Annotated in this window: 17 protein-coding genes; 7 read left to right on the top strand and 10 right to left on the bottom strand. The window is 68.7% G+C overall.

Going from position 1 to position 18,631, the window contains the following annotated elements; all coding sequences use genetic code 11:
• Positions 1–84: 84 nt before the first annotated feature.
• Positions 85–2,067 carry an acetate--CoA ligase gene (acs, locus tag OG205_RS31070; protein WP_330271526.1) on the bottom strand — a complete coding sequence of 661 codons (1,983 nt, stop codon included), beginning with the start codon at positions 2,065–2,067 and terminating at the stop codon, positions 85–87.
• Positions 2,068–2,326: 259 nt separating this feature from the next.
• Here acs and OG205_RS31065 point away from each other — a divergent pair, with 259 nt between their 5' ends.
• Positions 2,327–3,055, top strand: coding sequence for an oxidoreductase (locus tag OG205_RS31065; RefSeq protein WP_330271525.1), 729 nt, complete (start codon positions 2,327–2,329; stop codon positions 3,053–3,055).
• Here the strand turns inward: OG205_RS31065 and kynU are convergent.
• Complete coding sequence (gene kynU / locus OG205_RS31060; RefSeq protein ID WP_330271524.1) at positions 3,048–4,148, bottom strand: kynureninase; 1,101 nt, start codon at positions 4,146–4,148, stop codon at positions 3,048–3,050. The two genes, OG205_RS31065 and kynU, sit on opposite strands and share 8 nt — an antisense overlap.
• Positions 4,145–4,960, bottom strand: coding sequence for a tryptophan 2,3-dioxygenase (locus tag OG205_RS31055; RefSeq protein ID WP_330271523.1), 816 nt, complete (start codon positions 4,958–4,960; stop codon positions 4,145–4,147). The genes kynU and OG205_RS31055 overlap by 4 nt, the downstream gene beginning before the upstream one ends.
• 105 nt (positions 4,961–5,065) lie before the next feature.
• Between OG205_RS31055 and OG205_RS31050 the strand changes: the two genes are divergently transcribed.
• The 3 genes from OG205_RS31050 (at position 5,066) to OG205_RS31040 (ending at position 7,392) form a co-directional block, all read left to right on the top strand.
• Positions 5,066–5,506 (top strand): Lrp/AsnC family transcriptional regulator, encoded by a 441-nt coding sequence (locus OG205_RS31050; protein WP_319976046.1) that lies wholly within the window; start codon positions 5,066–5,068, stop codon positions 5,504–5,506.
• Positions 5,507–5,821: 315 nt separating this feature from the next.
• On the top strand, positions 5,822–6,256 hold the full coding sequence (locus OG205_RS31045) for an RrF2 family transcriptional regulator (protein WP_330271522.1): 435 nt from the start codon (positions 5,822–5,824) through the stop codon (positions 6,254–6,256).
• 11 nt (positions 6,257–6,267) lie between these two features.
• On the top strand, positions 6,268–7,392 hold the full coding sequence (locus OG205_RS31040; protein WP_330271521.1) for a globin domain-containing protein: 1,125 nt from the start codon (positions 6,268–6,270) through the stop codon (positions 7,390–7,392).
• Here the strand turns inward: OG205_RS31040 and OG205_RS31035 are convergent.
• The 3 genes from OG205_RS31035 to OG205_RS31025 all read right to left on the bottom strand — a co-directional run bounded on the left by OG205_RS31035 (position 7,381) and on the right by OG205_RS31025 (position 9,726).
• On the bottom strand, positions 7,381–8,292 hold the full coding sequence (locus OG205_RS31035; RefSeq protein ID WP_330271520.1) for an N-acetylmuramic acid 6-phosphate etherase: 912 nt from the start codon (positions 8,290–8,292) through the stop codon (positions 7,381–7,383). The genes OG205_RS31040 and OG205_RS31035 overlap by 12 nt on opposite strands.
• Positions 8,289–9,209, bottom strand: coding sequence for a MurR/RpiR family transcriptional regulator (locus tag OG205_RS31030; RefSeq protein WP_319976042.1), 921 nt, complete (start codon positions 9,207–9,209; stop codon positions 8,289–8,291). The genes OG205_RS31035 and OG205_RS31030 overlap by 4 nt, the downstream gene beginning before the upstream one ends.
• Positions 9,210–9,279: 70 nt before the next feature.
• Positions 9,280–9,726, bottom strand: coding sequence for a carboxymuconolactone decarboxylase family protein (locus OG205_RS31025; RefSeq protein WP_330271519.1), 447 nt, complete (start codon positions 9,724–9,726; stop codon positions 9,280–9,282).
• Between the two features lie 50 nt (positions 9,727–9,776).
• Between OG205_RS31025 and pdxR the strand changes: the two genes are divergently transcribed.
• A complete protein-coding gene (pdxR, locus tag OG205_RS31020) occupies positions 9,777–11,114 on the top strand; it encodes a MocR-like pyridoxine biosynthesis transcription factor PdxR (RefSeq protein WP_330271518.1) in 1,338 nt (445 codons plus the stop codon).
• Here the strand turns inward: pdxR and OG205_RS31015 are convergent.
• From OG205_RS31015 to OG205_RS31000, 4 genes are all read right to left on the bottom strand, one after another.
• Complete coding sequence (locus OG205_RS31015) at positions 11,097–12,620, bottom strand: serine hydrolase domain-containing protein (RefSeq protein WP_330271517.1); 1,524 nt, start codon at positions 12,618–12,620, stop codon at positions 11,097–11,099. The two genes, pdxR and OG205_RS31015, sit on opposite strands and share 18 nt — an antisense overlap.
• Before the next feature lie 7 nt (positions 12,621–12,627).
• Positions 12,628–13,833: an exo-beta-N-acetylmuramidase NamZ family protein gene (locus tag OG205_RS31010; protein ID WP_330271516.1), complete on the bottom strand. Its 1,206-nt coding sequence runs from the start codon at positions 13,831–13,833 to the stop codon at positions 12,628–12,630.
• Complete coding sequence (locus OG205_RS31005; RefSeq protein ID WP_330278266.1) at positions 13,830–15,485, bottom strand: glycoside hydrolase family 3 protein; 1,656 nt, start codon at positions 15,483–15,485, stop codon at positions 13,830–13,832. The genes OG205_RS31010 and OG205_RS31005 overlap by 4 nt, the downstream gene beginning before the upstream one ends.
• Positions 15,486–16,113: 628 nt before the next feature.
• Positions 16,114–16,908, bottom strand: coding sequence for an HAD-IB family hydrolase (locus OG205_RS31000; protein WP_330271515.1), 795 nt, complete (start codon positions 16,906–16,908; stop codon positions 16,114–16,116).
• A gap of 447 nt (positions 16,909–17,355) precedes the next feature.
• On the opposite strand from OG205_RS31000, the gene ssd reads away from it, so the two are divergent.
• Entirely contained in the window at positions 17,356–18,390 is a 1,035-nt protein-coding gene (gene ssd / locus OG205_RS30995) for a septum site-determining protein Ssd (protein WP_330271514.1), read from the top strand.
• On the top strand, positions 18,387–18,572 hold the full coding sequence (locus OG205_RS30990) for a hypothetical protein (protein WP_330271513.1): 186 nt from the start codon (positions 18,387–18,389) through the stop codon (positions 18,570–18,572). Before ssd ends, OG205_RS30990 begins: the two co-directional genes overlap by 4 nt.
• The last annotated feature ends 59 nt before the right edge of the window (positions 18,573–18,631 follow it).

Raw genomic sequence — 18,631 nt, 5'->3', positions numbered from 1 at the left:
CCAGACTTCCCGGCTCACCTAGACGTGATCTTAACGCGAACGGGCGCCCTCAGGTGAGGGCGCCCGTCACGTTTGAAGCAGAAATCAGTCCTCGGCCTTGCCCGACTGCAGACCCGCCGAGATCAGGTCCATGACCGACGAGTCGGCCAGCGTCGTCACGTCGCCGACCGCGCGGTTCTCGGCGACGTCGCGCAGCAGGCGGCGCATGATCTTGCCCGAGCGCGTCTTCGGCAGCTCCGGCACGACCATGATCTGGCGCGGCTTCGCGATCGGCCCGATCTCCTTGGCCACGTGGTCGCGCAGCGCCTTGATCGCCTCCGCGCCACCGGCGTCCGCACCCGCGCCACCGCGCAGGATCACGAACGCCACGATGCCCTGGCCGGTCGTGTCGTCGGCCGCGCCGACGACGGCGGCCTCGGCCACGGTCGGGTGCGACACGAGCGCCGACTCGACCTCGGTGGTCGAGATGCGGTGACCGGACACGTTCATCACGTCGTCGACACGGCCGAGCAGCCAGATGTCGCCGTCGGCGTCGTACTTCGCGCCGTCACCGGCGAAGTAGAAGCCCTGGTCCTTGAAACGCGACCAGTACGTGTCGCGGTAGCGCTCCTCGTCGCCCCAGATGCCGCGCAGCATCGACGGCCACGGCTCGTCCAGCACCAGGTAGCCACCGCCACCGGCAGGGACCTCGACGCCCTCGTCGTTGACGACCTTCGCGCCGATGCCGGGCAGCGGGCGCTGCGCCGAACCGGGCTTCGTCGAGATGACACCGGGCAGCGGCGAGATCATGATCGCGCCGGTCTCGGTCTGCCACCACGTGTCCACGATGGGGGCCTTGCCGCCGCCGACGTTCTCGCGGTACCAGATCCACGCCTCGGGGTTGATCGGCTCGCCGACCGAACCCAGCACGCGCAACGAGCTCAGGTCGAACTTGGCCGGGATGTCCGCGCCCCACTTCATGAAGGTGCGGATCAGCGTCGGCGCCGTGTAGTAGATCGAGACGCCGTACTTCTGCACGATCTCCCAGTGGCGGCCCTCGTGCGGGGTGTTCGGCGTGCCTTCGTAGACGACCTGCGTCACGCGGTTCGACAGCGGGCCGTAGACGATGTAGCTGTGGCCGGTGACCCAGCCGATGTCCGCGGTGCACCAGTACACGTCGGTGTCCGGCTTGAGGTCGAACACGTTGTGGTGCGTGTACGACGCCTGCGTCAGGTACCCGCCGGACGTGTGCAGGATGCCCTTCGGCTTACCCGTGGTGCCCGAGGTGTAGAGGATGAAGAGCGGGTGCTCCGCGTCGAACGCCTCGGGGGTGTGCTGGTCGGACTGCGAGTCCACCAGCTCGTGCCACCACACGTCCTTGTCGGTCCACGCGACCTCGGTGTCGGTGCGCTTGACGACGATGACCTTCTCCACGGACGGCGCGTCGGCGACGGCCTCGTCCACGGCGGGCTTGAGCGGAGCCGGGGTGCCGCGGCGGTACTGGCCGTCGGTCGTGATCACGAGCCGGCACGCGGAGTCCTGGATGCGGGTGCGCAGCGCCTCGGCGGAGAAGCCGCCGAACACGACGTTGTGCAACGCGCCGACGCGAGCGCACGCGAGCATCGCGAAGATCGCCTCGGGGACCATCGGCATGTAGATCGCGACGCGGTCCTCCGCGCCGATTCCCAGCGACGTCAACGCGTTCGCGGCCTTGGAGACCTCGCGCTGCAGCTCGGCGTAGGTGATGGCGCGGGAGTCGCCCGGCTCGCCCTCCCAGTGGATGGCGACCTGGTCACCGTGGCCGGACTCGACGTGGCGGTCGACGCAGTTGTAGGCCACGTTGAGCTTGCCGCCCACGAACCACTTGGCGAACGGCGCGTCCGACCAGTCGAGCACCTGGTCCCACTTGGTTTCCCAGTGCAGCCGTTCCGCCTGCTTCGCCCAGAACGCCTCGCGGTCGGCCTTCGCCTCCTCGTACAGCGCGGGCTGGGCGTTCGCCTGTGCCGCGAACTCGTCGGAAGGCGGGAACGTCCTGCTCTCCGTGAGCAGGTTGTCCAGAGCGTTGCCCTGGCCTGGCGACTGCGTCATGGTGCGAGACCTCCTGGAATGTCCAGACCGGTTGGGGATGCGGGTACTGACCGTAGTGCGAGCCAGCTCACTTCCAACAGGCTCCTCCCCAGAAAGGTTCAGACCAATCTTGGGAGGTCGGTTACACGGCTGTCATTGTGTAACCCGTTTTGTCTGGTCCGGGCACGTGTGGCGCGTTGAACGGGCGCAGTTGCGCGCTCAGCGGTTGGGTCAGTGAGCTGGGTCACGCGTTTCACCTGGTCAGGTACTCTGCGCGACCGTGACCGATCCTCTCGCTCCGCTGCTTTCCTTGCCCGGCGTGGCTGACGCCGCGAACGCCGCCAAGGACGCCGTCTTCCAGGTGCACCGCCATCGGGTGAACCTGCGTGGCTGGGCCACGACGGCGGCGGAGGCGTCCGTCCGTGCGGCCCGTGCGTCGGCCGCTCTGGAGGGCGGTCCGACCGAGATCCCGGAGTCCGGCGAGGTCTCGGATCCGGTGCTGGCCGGGTCCTTGCGGATCGCCGAGGCGCTGGGCGGGCTCGTCGGCACCTGGCAGCGCGCGCCGTTGCAGGCTCTCGCGCGGTTGCACGTTCTCGCCGCCGCAGACCTCTCCGCCGAGGTCGGACGGCCGCGCGTCTCCGCGGACGTGTCGCAGCGGCTCGACATGCTCGGCACGCTGGTCACCGGCGGAACGTCCGTGCCGGCGCCGATCGTCGTCGCCGTCGTGCACGGCGAACTGCTCGGGCTGGCGCCGTTCGACGTCGCCAACGGCGTGATCGCCCGTGCCGCGGCGCGGATGACGTCGATCTCCACCGGCCTGGATCCCAAGGGCCTCGGCGTGCCCGAGGTGGCGTGCCTGCGCCGCTCGTCCGAGTACGAGGCCGCTTCCGTGGCGTTCGCGTCGGGATCTTTGGAAGGGCTGACCCAGTGGATTCTGTTCGTGTGCTCGTCGCTGGAGGCGGGCGCCCGCGAGGCCAAGAGCATCGCGGACGCCGCACTCGCTAGTTGACGATCTCGGCCAGGACCTCGGCGGCTTTGATCGCGTCCTCGTCGGTGACGTAGAGCGGGGCGAACCCGAACCGGAGGATGTCCGGCGGCCGGTGGTCGCCGATGACTCCGCGCGCGATCAGTTCGTCCATGACGTTCCTGGCGTCGGGGCAGCGGACCGAGATCTGGTTGCCCCGCTGGTCGGGCGTGATCACCTTGAGGTTCGTGAGCTTCTCGACGTGCTCGCGGAACAACGCGGTCAGCGCCAGGCCGCGCTGCCGCAGTTCGGCCAGGTCGACGTCGTCCCAGACGTCCAGTGCGGCGTCGAGCGCGAGCATCGACAGGATGTCCGGCGTGCCGACCCGTGCCCTGGCGATGCCGGCGTCCGGTTCGTAGGACGGCTTCATGCCGAACGGTTCGCGGTGGCCGTTCCAGCCCGACAACGGGTTCTCGAACGTCGCCTGCCGGTGCTTCGGCACGTAGATGAACGCGGGCGAGCCCGGTCCGCCGTTGAGGAACTTGTAGGTGCAGCCGATCGCGAAGTCGACCTGGAGCAAGTCCAACTCGATCGGCAGCACCCCCGCGCTGTGGCAGAGGTCCCAGACCACCTGTGCGCCAACGGCATGTGCCTGTTCGGTGAGCGCCTTCATGTCGTGCAGCGCGCCGGTGCGGTAGTCGACCTGGTTGAGCAACACGACGGCCGTGTCCTCGGTCAGGTCCAAAGTAGACGGATGCGCGGCGCGGATCTTCATGCCGGTCAACGAAGCCACCGACTGCGCGATGTAGCTGTCGGTGGGGAACGTCGACTCGTCGCACACGATCTCGGTGCGTTCGGAGCCCTTCACCGCGCCCATCAACGCCTTGTAGACGTTGACCGACGTCGAGTCGCCGACCACGACCTGTCCGGGAGCGGCCCCGATCAGCCGGCCGACGCGGTCGCCGACCCGTTGCGGCGCCTCCCACCAGCCCTCGCTCCACGACCGGATCAGCCGCGTGCCCCACTGGTGGCCGATCACTTCCTGCATGCGTGCGGCGACGTGCTTCGGTGGTGCGCCAAGGGAGTTGCCGTCGAGGTAGATGACACCTTCGGGGATGTCGAACAGCTCGCGCCTCACGCGTAGCTCCTCGCGGTCCACAGCTCGGGGAACACCGCTCGTTGGGTGCGCTTCTCCAGCCATGCAACACCAGCGGAGCCGCCCGTGCCGACCTTGGAGCCCATCGACCGCCGGGTCGCGAGCAGGTGGTCGTAGCGCCAGCGCGCGAACTCCTCGGCGATGTCGGTCAGCGCCTCGCCCAGCTCCAGCAGGTCGCGGTCGTTGCCGCGGTAGATGGCCGCCCACACCTGCTCGACCTCGGCCGACGGCTCGTAGGCCTTGGTCAGGTCGCGGTCCAGCACGCTCTGCGGGACGTCGAAACCCTTGCGCTTCAACGCCGCCAGCACGTCGTCGTAGAGCGACGGCAGGGCCAGCGACTTCTCCAGCTGCTCGTGCATCGCGGGAACGGCCCGGTGCGGCACGAGCATCGACGCGGACTTCTCGCCGAGCAGGAACTCCATCTCGCGGTACATGCCCGACTGGAAGCCGGACCCCTCGCCGAGCGCGTCGCGGAACGAGTTGAACTCGGTCGGCGTCATCCGCGCGATTGGCCGCCAGGCCGCGGAGAGCGCCTGGAGGTGCAGGTCGGAACGCCGCAGCGTGCGCACGGCCGCCCGCACGTCGTCGGCGCGAAGCTCGGTCTGGGCCTGCCTCCACTCGAAGCAGAGCAGGCCGAAGTACAGCTCCATCACCTGCGTGATGACCAGGAACGACATCTCGCGCGGATCTTTGGACCACTGCTGTTGAAGGGTGTGCAACACCGACGCGTGCACGTAGTCCTCGTACGGCGTGGTGCCGCCGAAATCCAGCTTGGGGGACACGGGGCAGCTCATGGGTCAATCGTCGCCGGAACGGCCCGTCACCTGAATGGGCGATGAAAGGCGTTCGCGCCGAACTTCTTCTGATTGCAAAACAGATCGCCGAGTAGCTTTGTGTTCATGTTGGATGACGTCGACAAGGCCCTGTTGGAGGCACTCCAAGAGGATGCGCGCCTGTCGTACAACGAGCTCGCGCGCCGAGTCCACGTCTCGCCACCGACGGTCGCGCAACGGGTCCGCCGGCTGGAGAACATGGGCGCGATCACCGGCTATCGCGCCGTGGTCGACCCCACCGTCGTCGGGCGTCCGGTCGTCGCGTTGGTGCGCATGAAGTGCTACGGCCCGCGGTGCATCACGGTGCACCCGCAGTTGCTCGACGACTGCCCGGAGGTGGTCGAGGTCGTGCGGCTGACCGGCGACATCTGCTCGGTCGTGAAGGTCGTGACGACGTCGATCCTGGAGCTGGAACGGCTGCTGGTGCGGCTCGCTAGTCATGGGGAGACGTCGAGCGCGATGGTGCTGTCGACGCCGATCCCGTGGCGTCCGGTGTTGCCTGGCTGAGTCTGGTCCTCGGGTTGCTTTGTGTTGGCTCGTCGCCGTTCCGGCGGGATGGGTTGCGTCGGGTGCACACGGCCGCGTTGCGAGGGTGGTCCCGCAGGTCGAGACGGAACCTCGCGGGGTTGCGATTGGGGCTTGACCTTGAGCCTCTGGCGGAATGCTTGGCGGCCTTCAAAAGCCGGGGTGAGAAGGGCCCGGCCGGAGCGTGCGGTTGGCGCCGTGCGTTGGCGGGCGCCGGTTCCAGCCGCCGATTCCGTGGCGCCCGGTGTTGCCTGGATAACATGCATCTAAGACTCCAATTAAGCTAGCCTCGATCACGTGAGGCTGACCAAGAGCACCGACATCGCGCTGCGGATCGTGATGCGACTGGCCGTCGTCGACGACTCCGCGAACCCGACGACGCGGGAAGTCGCCGAGGTCATGGGCGTGCAGTACACCCACGCCGCCAAGGTCGTGGCCCAGCTCCAGCACCTCGGCGTGGTCGAGGCGCGGCGTGGCCGGGGAGGCGGGCTGACGCTCACCGCCGCGGGCCGAAATAGCTCGATCGGACGTCTCATGCGCGAGCTAGAAGGCGTTGGTGACGTCGTAGACTGCGAGGGCGAGCTGCCTTGCCCGCTCAGCTCCGCCTGCCGGTTGCGGCACGCGTTGCGTCAGGCTCAGGAAGCCTTCTACACCTCACTTGATCCGTTGTCCGTCGGGGACCTTGTCGCTCAACCCACCGGTCCGGTTCTTCTCAGCCTGGGGCTGAAGTGAGGAGCTCTTCGATGCTGTCCCCGAAGTCCGCTGAACTCGTCGAGGCGACGCTGCCCGCGGTCGGCGCCACCATCGGCGAGATCAGCAGGCTGTTCTACGCCCGCATGTTCGCCGAGCACCCGATCCTGCTGCGGTTCATGTTCAACCGCGGCAACCAGGCCAACGGCACGCAGGCTCAGGCGCTGGCGGGGTCGATCGCGGTCTTCGCGTCCGGACTGCTCGCCGGGCAGCAGCCGGAAGCGATGCTGCGCCGCATCGCGCACAAGCACGTCTCGGTCGGCGTCACCTCCGGCCAGTACGCGGTCGTGCACGAGCATCTGCTCGCGGCCGTCGCCGAGGTCCTGAACGTCACGCCGGACATCGCGGCGGCCTGGAGCGAGGTCTATTGGCTGATGGCCGACGCGCTGATGGCCCTGGAGCGGTTCCTGCCCAGGGGTCAGCAGGAGTACCGGGTGATCGCGCGGTTCCAGGAGACCGAGGACGTGGCGACGTTCGTGGTCAGGCCGGTCACCGGCCCGGTGCCCGCGAGCAGGCCTGGCCAGTACGTGTCGGTGCACGTCCCGCTGCCCGACGGTGCCCGGCAGATCCGCCAGTACAGCCTCTCCGGACGGACCGACGACGCGCTGCAGTTCTCGGTGAAGCGGGACGGCGAGGTGTCGAACCGTCTGCACGACTTCGCGCCGGTGGGCAGCACGCTGAAGCTCAGTCAGCCCTGCGGGGACGTGACGCTCGAACCCGGAGACGGCCCGGTGCTGCTCGCGTCGGCGGGGATCGGCTGCACGCCGATGATCTCGATGCTCGCCGAGCTGGCCGCCACGGACTCACCGCGGCAGGTCGTCGCGGTGCACGGTGACCGAGACCAGCTCTCGCACCCGTTCCGCGCCGAACTCGCCCAGCTCGTGGCCAAGCTGGAGGACGCGCGGGCGCACGTCTTCTACGAGCGGCCGATCGGGGAGTGGCCGGCCGAGCGGACCGGGCTGGTCGACCTCGGCGGCGTTGAGATCCCGCCGAACACGACGGCCTATCTGTGCGGGCCGGTGCCGTTCCTGCGCGCGGTGCGGGCCCAGTTGCTCGCAGCGGGTGTCACCGACATCCACTACGAGGTGTTCGGGCCGGACGTCGTGTCAGCCGGCTAGCCGGTCCAGTGCGTTGCGGACGTGGCCCAACGTGGCATCCAGGGCAGCGGCCGCACTTTCGGTCGGTGCGCCGGAGAGCAGGTGCACCAACGCCACCTTGAGATCGCCGGACGCGTCCGCCAGCGCCTGTTCGCACGCCGTCTCCGGCTGGCCGGTGGCCTCGTGCAGGATGCGGATCGTCCGGCCGCGCAGCTTCGCGTTGGTGGCGCGCATGCTGACCATCAGGTTCGAGTAGGTGCGGCCGAGCTTGATCATCACCGCACTGGAGAACGAGGTCAGCACCAGCTTCTGGGCCGATCCCGCCTTCATCCGCGTGGAGCCGGCGATGGCCTCGGGGCCGGTGTTCAGGGTGACGAGGACGTCCGGGGTGAACGGCACCGAGGCGTTGTTCGACACCAGCACCGTGTGGGCACCAAGCGCTTGCGCCTCTTGCAGGGCGCCGATCACGAACGGCGTGCGCCCGGACGCCGTCACGCCCACGACCAGGTCTTTTCCGGTGGCGTGGCGGCGGATCTGGGCGGCTCCGGAGTGGTCCTCGACCTCTTCGACGGCACGGACGAGGGCTTCCGGACCGCCGGCGTGGTGGGCGACGAACCAGTCGCCGGGAACGTTGAAAGTGGGCACCAGCTCAGCGGCGTCCAGCGTGGCCAGCCGGCCGGACGTGCCCGCGCCGACGTAGTGCACGCGGCCGCCGGACATGATCGCCGTGACGCCGAGGTCGACGGCGCGGGCCAGGTCCGGCAGTGCCTCCGCGACCGCCGCCGGGACCGTGCGGTCCTCGTCGTTGATCATGCGGAGCACGTCGATCGTGGGGACCCGGTCGATGTCCGTGGTGCGCGGGTTCCGTTGCTCGGTCGGAGATTCCACGCGCACCACCACATCGTTCCGGGGGGAGATCATTTAGACGTCTCCCGCGGCCGTCGCCTGCCGTCTGGTCTGGCGCCGAGCCGGTGGCCGGACACCGCTTCGTAGGTCGCCTCCAGCGCCGTCTTCGCCGAGTCCACGTGGTGCTGGGCGACGCCGATGAACAGGCAGTCGATCACCGTGAGCTGCGCGATGCGGCTCGCCATCGCGCCGGAGCGGAACGTGGTCTCGCGCGCGGCCGTGGTCAGCACGTGGTCGGCGACCTCGGTGATCGGCGAGCGTGGGAAGTTCGTCAGCGCGACGGTGGTGGCGCCGGTCTCGCGGGCGACGCGGAGGGCCTCGACGGTCTCCGAGGTCGAGCCGGTGTGCGAGATGCCCACGGCGACGTCGGCGGCGGTCAGCACGGCGGCCGACGTCAGCGCGATGTGCGTGTCGTTCCACGCGAAGCACGTGAGCCCTATGCGGTGCAGCTTCTGCTGCATGTCGAACGCGACGAACGCCGAAGCGCCGAAGCCGTACACGTCGACACGACGGGCGCCCGCGACCGCTTGGACGACCTTGTCGAGCGACTCGATGTCGAGCTGCTCCGCGGTCTCCTCGACGGCGCGGGCGTCGGCGAACGCGACCTTGCCGACGACCTGCTTCAGGTCGTCGCCCGGTCCGATGTCGCCACCCATGTCGTGGTTGGCCCTGGCCTGGCTGCGGGCGGTGTCGGCGGCGAGCGCGATGCGCAGCTCCGGATATCCACCCACGCCGATGGCCTTGCAGAACCGCGTCACCGTCGTCTCACTCGTGCCCGCCTGCTCGGCGACCTCGGTGATGCTGCGGTGCGCGACAGTTCCGGGGTTCTCCAGGACCACCTTCGCGACACGCTGTTCAGCGCGCGCGAGACCCGGCAGCAACGACCGGATCTTCACCAGTGGACTGGACTCGGCACTGCTTTCAGTGGACACGTGGGAAACTTACTAACCGCCACTGCGACGGTCAACGGAGTGTGTCCGAAAGTCACTCTCTCGGCAGGTCCTAGTGGACGTCGGGCACCTTCCGGGTGGAGACCGCGATCCGGTTCCACGAGTTGATGGTGAAGATCAGCGCGATGAGCTGCGCCAGTTCCTCCTCGCCGAAGTGCTTCGCGGCGCGTTCGTAGACCTCGTCGCTGACGTACTCGTGGCTGCTCAGGACCGTGATGGCCTCGGTCAGCAGCAGCGCGGCCTGCTCCTTCTCGGTGTAGAGGTCGCCGGCCTCCTGCCACGCGTTGAGCAGGTAGATGCGGGCCTCGGTCTCACCGCCCTTGCGGGCGTCGACCGTGTGCATGTTGAGGCAGTAGGCGCAGTGGTTGAGCTGGGAGGCGCGGATGCGGACGAGCTCCGCGAGCTGCTCGTCGAGCCCCTCGCGAGCGGCGGCGTCGAGGGCGATCATGGCGCGGTAGACCTTCGGCGCCTTCTTGGCGATGTCGATGCGGTTCGTCATGAGTAGAAACCTATGACGCTGATTGGCCCTGGGCATGGTGCAATCTGATCGTGGAATCGTGGGCCAATCTTGACTTCCACCTGGACCTGTCCGGTCCGGGTGGACTGCGGCACCGGTTGACGGCGTCGCTGCGGGAAGCGGTCCGGTCGGCGCGCCTGCCTCCAGGAACTCGCCTGCCGGCTTCGCGGTCGCTCGCCGTCGATCTCGGGATCGCGCGGAACACCGTCGCCGAGGCGTACGCGGAGCTGGTGGCGGAGGGCTGGCTGACCGCTCGTCAGGGATCGGGAACCGTTGTCGCGCAACGGGTCGAGCCACCGCCCCCGGTGAAGCGGCCGGTGCCCGGCGCGGAGGTGCGGTTCGACCTGACGGTGTCCACGCCCGACGTCACCGAGTTCCCGCGCGCCGAGTGGATCCGGTCGACCCGCCGGGCGTTGACGGCGGCGCCCTCGGAGGCGTTCGGGCCGGGGGACCCGCAGGGGCGCATCGAGCTGCGGACGGCGCTGGCCGAGTACCTGGCGCGGGCCCGTGGGGTGCGGGCCGACCCTGAACGAATCGTGCTGTGCTCGGGGTTCGGCGGCGCCGTGCAGATGTTCGACCGGCTGCTGAAACCGCCGATCGTCGTCGAGGAGTACGGGCTGGATTTCCACCGTTCGCTGTGGAAGTCGACGGTGCCGTTGGCGGTGGACGACCACGGCGCGAACACCGAGCAGTTGCCTGACGACCGGCGTGCGTGTGTGTTGACGCCGGCGCACCAGTTCCCGTTGGGCGGTCCCTTGCACCCACGACGGCGCGCATCGGCCGTGGAGTGGGCACGGCGCGTGGACGGCCTTGTGCTGGAAGACGATTACGACGGTGAGTTCCGTTATGATCGGCAGCCGGTCGGGGCCGTGCAGGGACTGGATCCGGAGCACGTCGTCTACCTGGGCACGTCCAGCAAGGCGTTGTCACCGGCGTTGCGGATCGCCTGGATGGTGCTGCCGGACCGGTTCGTGGACCCGGTCCTGGCGCTGAAGACCGACCGTGAGCAGCACATCAGCATGCTCGACCAGCTGATCCTGGCCGATTTCCTGGAATGCGGCGCCTACGACAGCCATGTGCGGCGGATGCGGCTCAAGTACCAACGGCGGCGTGACCGGCTGGTGGAGGCCGTCTCGCCGTACGCGTCGGTGTCGGGCATCGCGGCGGGAATGCACGCCGTGCTCGACACACCGCACGAGACGGCGATTGTGCAGACCGCGCGCGAACGTGGGATCGAGGTCAACCCTCTCTCGTGGTTCCGGCACGAGCTGAGCGACGACGACCGGAAGGGGATCGTGGTGAGCTTTGGAGCGCCCGCGTTTCCACGGGCGCTCCCGCTGTTCACCGAGGTGCTAGCGGCGTGCCACTGACCAGCCTTCGGCCGTGACGTCGCCACGGGCGTGCACGTAGACGCCTCGGCCGTTGTACAGGCCTGCCTTGGTGTAGACGAACCTCGTTTTCACGGATTCCGTTGGCACCCAACGGCGTTCGGTCGTCGTGATGGTGCGCGCGTCCTGCCAGTCCGTGCCGTTCCAGTGCTGGATCGTCAGCTTGTCGCCCTTGTCGACGTCCACGAAGACCTCGACCGGACGTTCCGCGGTGAGCGTTCCGCCGGAAGTCGTTGCGCGCCATTGCTTTCCGTGCGACTGGACCGCGAGCGCGTTGGCCAGGCCGTCGGCGACGGCCCTCCGCGCGGGGTTCACGCTGCCCCAGTCACGGCTCGGGTGCACGCGGTTGGTCAGCAGGATCGCGATCGACCGCGAAGCCTTGTCGATCACGAACGACGTGCCGGTGTAGCCGGTGTGTCCGGCCGTTCCCGGACCGCTCAGCCCGCCCATGTACCAGCGCTGGTCGAGTTCGAAGCCGAGTCCGTGGGCGTTGTCGGGGAACTGCTGGTTGAAGTTCGTCAGCATCAGCTCGACGGAGTGCTCGGTCAGGATGCGGCGGCCGTTGTACGTGCCGCCGTTGAGGATCGTCTGGCCGAGGACGGCGAGGTCTCTGGCCGTGCCGAAGACACCGGCGTGGCCCGCTACTCCTCCGAGGGACCACGCGTTCTCGTCGTGCACCTCGCCGCGGACGATGCCGCGCGGCGGTGCGGATTGGAACTCCGTCGCGGCCGTGCGGTCCTTGGCCTTCGGGTTGTAGCCGGTGTCCTTCATGTTGAGCGGCTTGGTGATGCCGTCCCGGACGGCCTGGTCGAGCTTCTTGCCGCTGACCTTGAAGACCAGCTCGCCGAGCGTGATCAGGTTCAGGTCCGAGTAGACGTACGTGGTGCCGGGCGTGGACTTCGGCTTCACGTCCATCACGGCTTTGATGCGCGTCGGGATGTCCGGGTACTTCTGCCACAACGGGATGAACGGCTCAAGCCCGCTCGTGTGTGTGAGGAGCTGCTTGACGGTGATGTTCTCTTTGCCGTTCACGCCGAACTCGGGCAGGTAGGTGGCGACGCGTTCGTCGATGCTCACCCGGCCCTGCTCGACCTGCTGGATCACCGCGATCGAGGTGAACAGCTTGGAGATGGAGGCGAAGTCGAAGATCGTGTCCTTGCGCATCGGGACGCGTTCTTCTTCCGGCAGCTGGGTTTGCTGGTCCTTGTACAGAACCGCGTAGCCCGTGCGGTCGTGCGTGACGATCTTGCCGTCGTGCACGTACATCGTGACGGCGCCGGCGAACAGCGGTTTGCCGTTGGCCTGGGGTTTCTGGAACTCGCGGAGCTGGTGCAGGGCCGCGTTGATCGGCTCGGGGTCGAGGTTCGCCCAGTACGGGTTCGACTCGCGCAGCGTCGTCCAGCGGTTCGCGAAGCCGTCCTGGGGCTGGTCGAAGTGGCCGGGTAGTGCCGTCGTCACAAGTGCGACGGCCAAGGCAGGGATGAGCATGGCGTCCTCACCGGTAGCGCAGGTAGGGCAGGCGGGTGCGGCGGAACTGCTGCAGCTCCTGCTGCCACGCACCGGTGATCTCGTCCAGGGGAGCCTGGGCGTCGATCATCCTGCGGAGCCGGTCGGAGCCGCTGAGCTTGTCGATCCAGTTGTCGGGACGCCACGCGAACACGCCGGCGTACAACGACTTCGCGGTGATCAGCATGGCGACGGCCGCCTTGATGGCGTCGAACCGGGCGGCGTCGGTGACGTGCAGGGTGACACCGCCGCAGGCCTTGCCCTGAAACTTGTTGAACGTCGGCGAGAAGTAGGTCTCGCGGAACCTGATCCCCTTGAGGTTCAGGGCGTTCAGCGCTTCGGCCCAGCGCCAGTCGATGCCGGGCGCGCCCACCGTTTCGAACGGGCGGGTGGTGCCGCGGCCCTCGGACAGCACCGTGCCCTCGAACAGGCACGTGCCGGGGTAGACCAGCGCGGTGTCCTGGGTGGGCATGTTCGGGCTCGGCGGGACCCACGGCAGGCCGGTGTCGAGCTGGTAGCGCCGCCAGTTCCTGACGTTGACCACTTCGAGTTTCGTGGTGAGGTCGAACTCGCCCTTGAACAGGCGGGCGAGTTCGCCGACCGTCATGCCGTGCTGCTGGACGATCGGCTTCAGGCCCACGAAGGTCGCGTAGGCCGGGTCGAGCTGCGGGCCGTTCGCGGTGCCACCGATCGGGTTCGGGCGGTCGAGGACGATGAAGTCCAGGTCCTTGGCCGCTTCCATCGCCTGGTACAGCGACCAGATGTAGGTGTAGAAGCGCGCGCCCACGTCCGCGATGTCGAACACGACCGTGTCGATGCCCGCCTTCGTGAACATCGCCTGGATCTTCGTGGGGTCGGCTTGATACGTGTCGTACACCGGGATACCGGTGCGCGGGTCCGCGTAGTCGCCTTCGGAACCGCCTGCCTGTGCCGTGCCGCGGAAGCCGTGTTCGGGGCCGAAGACGGCGGTCGGCTTGGCGCCGTGGGCGACCATCGAGTCGACGACGTGCGTCTGGTCCTTGAGGATGCCCGTCGGGTTCGTCAGCACGCCGACCTTGCGGCCCTTGAGCTTGCGCCAGCCGTCGCTCGCGAGTTGTTCGGAGGCGGTGGCGAGCTTCGGGGACGCGGTGGCGGTCGCTGTGCTGACGAGGGGGACGGACAGGGCGCTTGCCGCGAGGAAGCTCCGCCTTCTCACCAGGTCACTCCGTGTCCGAACGGGTAGGGGGTCGGGCCGGGCACGTCGACCGGGAGCTTGCCCTGCGGCTTGGCCTCGCCGAGCAGGATCCTGGCCAGCGCCTCCATCGAGACCGTCGTGGTCGAGTAGGTGGCGAGCCACGTCTTCGCGTTGCTGTGGGCGACGTCGTACGGGTTGCCGGTGGCGGCCGCGATGACCGGTTTGCCGGTGGCGACGAGCTGGTTGATCAGGTCGACCTGGGCGGGCCTGGTGCTCGCGTTGTTGGTCAGGACGACGATCTTGTCCGCGTTGGCCGCCGCTGCGAGCGCCTGCTGGATCTGCGCGGGCGTCGGGCTCGTCGCGGTGACGACCTTGGTGCCCTTGAGTCGCGCTGCCAGGGCTGCCGTGGGGGCGTCGCTGGTGCCGACGACCAGGGGAGCGGTGGCGTTCAGGGGGATCGCCTGGGCGTCGTTGCGGACGGCCGTGATGGTGCGGTCGGCGATGGCCTGGGCGCTCTGCGCGTTGGAGCCGACGATCTGGTCGACCTTGTTCTCGTCGACCTCGGCGGTGAGCATGACGCCGCGCAGGAGCTTCATCTTCAGGATGCGCAGGACGCTCTGGTCGATGCGCTGCTCGGTGATCTCACCGCTGCGGACGGCCTTGATGACGCTGTCGATCGCGAGGCCGAGGTTCGGCGGCATCAGCAGCTGGTCGACGCCCGCCTTGATGGCCAGCACCGGGATCTCGGCGTCGGAGTGGAGCTTGCGGACGCCCGCCATCTCCAGCGAGTCGGTGATGACGACACCGTCGTACTTCAGCTCGTCGCGCAGCAGACCCGTGATGATCTTCGGGCTGAGCGTGGCCGGGTCGCCGGACGGGTCGATCTGCGGCACCTGGATGTGCGCGGTCATGATCGAGTCGATCTTGGCGGCGATGGCGGCCTTGAACGGCGGCGCGTCGATCTGGCGCCACTGGTCGAGGCTGCGGTTCGAGACCGGCAGGGCGGTGTGGCTGTCCTCGGACGTGTCGCCGTGGCCGGGAAAGTGCTTGGCGGTCGAGGTGACCGAGCTCAGGTCGAACCAGCGACGGCCCTCGTAACCCTGGACCTGCGCGCTGACCATGTCGGCCGCGAGCTTCGGGTCGCTGCTGAAGCTCCGCACGCCGATGATCGGGTTCGCCGGGTTGGAGTTCACGTCGGCGTCCGGGGCGAAGTTCTGGTTGATGCCCATCGCGCGGAGCTCTTGGCCGGTGATGCGGGCGGCCTCCTCCGCGTCCTTCGTGCTGCGGCCGGCGCCGAGGGCCATGTTGCCCGGCAACTGGGTGGCCGGCGGGCCGATGCGCGTGACGAGGCCCATCTCCTGGTCGGTGGAGATGAGCAGGGGGATGCGGCCGGCCTTCTGCAGGCCGTTGGAGAGCTGCGCGATCTGCTTGGGGGTGTCGATGTTGTCGCGGCTCGAGTTGTTGAAGTAGATGACGCCGCCGGGCTGGTACTTGCGCACCATGTCCGCGGCTGTCGCCACTCCGAAGTCCGTCTGGTTCTTGGGGTGCGGGACGTCGGCGGCCTGGCCGTTGACGTACGTGACGAAGAGCTGGCCGACCTTCTGTTCCAGCGACATCCCGCGCAGTGTGGTCACAGAGGCGTCCGCTCTCGCCACCGGCGTGAGGGCGACCATGGCTGTGACCAGCGTCAACGCGGCAAACTTCCGCACTTGTCCGTGCCTCCCGGTGATGTTCCCACAGGTAACTGGCGCATTTCGCAAGTTACTCACGGCTGCGTGGTGGGTCAACGGGCGCACATTCTGCCGTTCGGTGGCACTTTGACCGAACAAGCAGACGGGGCACCCCCGAAAGGGTGCCCCGTCTTCAGCGCGGGCTTGCGAGTTACCAAGCGTGCAACTCCAGTCGTACAACCCTGGCCTCGGCGTCCGGCGTCCCGGTACGCAGGCCCTAGACGACAAGCCTCCCGCGGCGTGCTGCGCGTGGGTACTCGAAGTCCGCGCACGGAGCTTGGCCGAGGTGGAGTCTGGCTTCTCTTCGCCAGGTCCCTGGCCGACCCGAGGTCCGCACCACCCATTTAAGTGCGTGGGCCCGGTCACAGCAAGGGCTCGGACGGGTGCACCGTTCAAGCCACGTTCAGTAGTGAAAGTACTGGCGTTTCTGGATTTGTGAGCGCGTGTTCGCATTCGGGTACCGCCGCCAGGGCGGTGCCGTGCACTCACGCGGGCACCACGTGCGCGGCGCGTTGCCGCTACTCGCCGGTACCGGTCACCTTCGGTGATTTTCTCGCGCGCGGGCTTGACTTCAGCCGCGGGTGCGCTTGCGGCGCAGGCCGTACCAGGCCGCGCCGGCCGCCGCGGCGGCACCGATGCCGATGGCGGTGACCGCGACCGCCCTGCCCGACGGGGTGGACATGCGGGAGCGCAGGCTCACCGGGTCGACGAACTGCTGCACCGGCCAGTCCTTCTCGACGGCGATGCGGCGCAGGCCCCGGTCCGGGTTCACGACCGTCGGGTGGCCGACGACCTCCAGCATCGGCAGGTCCGTGACGCTGTCCGAGTAGGCGTAGCTCTTCGAGAGGTCGTAGCCGTGCTCGGCGGCGAGCTGCTTGATCGCGACGGCCTTGTTGTCGGCGGCGCAGTAGAACTCGACCTCGCCGGAGTACCGGCCGTCCTGGATCACCATCTTCGTGCCGACGCTGTAGTCCGCCCCGATCATCTGCGCGATGGGGGCGACCAGTTCCTCGCCCGACGCGCTGACGATGACGACGTCGTGGCCCTCCGCCTTGTGGTCGGCGATCAACTGCGTCGCTTCTTTGTAAACGAGCGGATCGACGATGTCGTGCAGCGTCTCGCTGACGATGCTGCGGATCTGCTCGACGTCCCAGCCGGCTGCGAGCGCCGTGATGTGCGCCCGCATGCGGTCCATCTGATCGGCGTCCGCGCCGGCGAGCATGAACACGAACTGCGCATAAGCGCTCTTCAGCACGGCGCGGCGATTGATCAGCCCCTCCTGGAAGAAGGGGCGGCTGAACGCCAGCGTGCTCGACTTCGCGATCACGGTCTTGTCGAGGTCGAAGAAGGCGGCGATCCGGCTCATGTGGCTCAGCTTAGGTGTACTCGCCAGTAGGCCGTTCGGGCGGCATTTCGTTCGTGTACGAAACCGTTGTGCGGCACGGTTACCGAAACTTGGCCCGCGGCTGTTGCGGAAGTTGCGCGCGGCACTGGCGCATGGGGATACAGTAGGTGAGTCCGGTTCGACGGACGGGTTCAGTCCGACCCCCCGGGACTGAACCATTGACGACCCCCGTCCCTCCCCCCTGGCGGGGGTCGTCCCATATCCGGACCCCGTTTCCGGCGGGTGCGACCGGACCTCTGCGGCCCTTGCCCGAGGCACGTGCGCCCAACCCTCCAGCGTCGCACACGGGTCCGACACTTCTGGCCCTGCAAGGCTTCCAAGATCGCGACTTGTCCACAGTCGCCGACTTGTCCACATGTGGATCTACGCCCGTTGTGTCGTTCCTCACGACTGACCACCGTGGATCCCATGACCCACCCCATCGCCCTGCTCACGGACCAGGACCTCCTCGACGAGGTCCTCCGGGTGGCCGCCGCGGCCGACTGCCCGCTCTCCTGCGCCCCCGACGTCACGTCGCTGCGCTCGCAATGGCACTCCGCGCCCCTGGTCCTGCTCGACCCCGCCGCGGTCTCGGCCTGCCTGGACGCGGGCTTCCCCCGCCGCACCGGCGTCCTGGTCGTCCACGGCGGCGACCCGCCCTGGGCTCCAGCTGTCGCCCTGGGCGCGGACGGCGTCCTCGAGCTCCCGGTGGAAGGCCGCTCCCTGGTGACGGCCCTGACCGACCTGGGCGAGGGCCCGCCGTCGGACCGGGGCAGGGTGGTGTCGTTCATCGGCGGCAGAGGAGGCGCCGGCGCCTCGACCCTGGCCATCGCCTGCGGCCGTGAGGCGGTGGAGTCCGGTGGCGAGGCGATGCTCGTCGACTGCGACCCCCTGGGCGGCGGCATAGACCTGGCCCTGGGCACCGAGTCCGACAAGGGCGCCCGCTGGCCGGGCGTGCACGCCACCGGCGGCAGAGTCCCGATGTCGGCCCTGCGAGCGGCCCTGCCGACCTCGGGCAACCTGAGCGTCCTGGCCTGCGACCGCGCGGCCCCGGACCCGGAACCGGCGGCCGTGGCGGCGGTCCTCGACGCCGGCCGCCGAGCGGGCTGCACCGTGATCTGCGACCTGCCGCGCTTCCCCACGGCCTCCGCCTCCGCGGCCCTGGACCGCACGGACCTGACGATCCTGGTGGTGCCGGCCGAAGTCCGCGCCACCGCGGCCGCCGGCCGAGTCGCCTCCCGCCTCCTGACGCACGGCCGCAACCTCCGCCTGGTGGTCCGCGGCCCGTCACCCGGCCGCCTCCAGCCAGGCGAGATGGCCGAGGTGATCGGCATCCCGCTGCTGACCTCCATGCGCGCCGAGCCCGGCCTGGCCGAGGTGCTGGAACGGGGCCGCTTCCCGCGCAACCCGAAGGGCCCGCTCGCCACGGCGGCCCGCGTGGTGCTGAAGGAGCTCCGCCCATGACCGGCCCGACCGTTGCGGAAGAAGCCGTGTCGGCCGCCGAGTACGTCGCGCTGTTGTTGGGAGACAACGACACCGTGCCGATGCCGTACGTCGGGTGTGGGTGCGTTCCGGTTTTCCGTGAGGAGCAGGGGGAGACCGCTCCGCCACTGGTTCCCTTGGCGCGGAAGGAACTTCAGCCGTGATCCGGCTCCGCATCCTGTGCCGGATGCTGCGCAACCTCGTCGTCTACGGCCGCCTCTAC

Origin of the sequence: Lentzea sp. NBC_00516, assembly GCF_036346835.1 — a bacterium.
Taxonomy (GTDB): Bacteria; Actinomycetota; Actinomycetes; order Mycobacteriales; family Pseudonocardiaceae; genus Lentzea; species Lentzea sokolovensis.
Note: the sequence above shows the minus strand (reverse complement) of the source record. Positions and strands in the feature narration are given on the sequence as shown.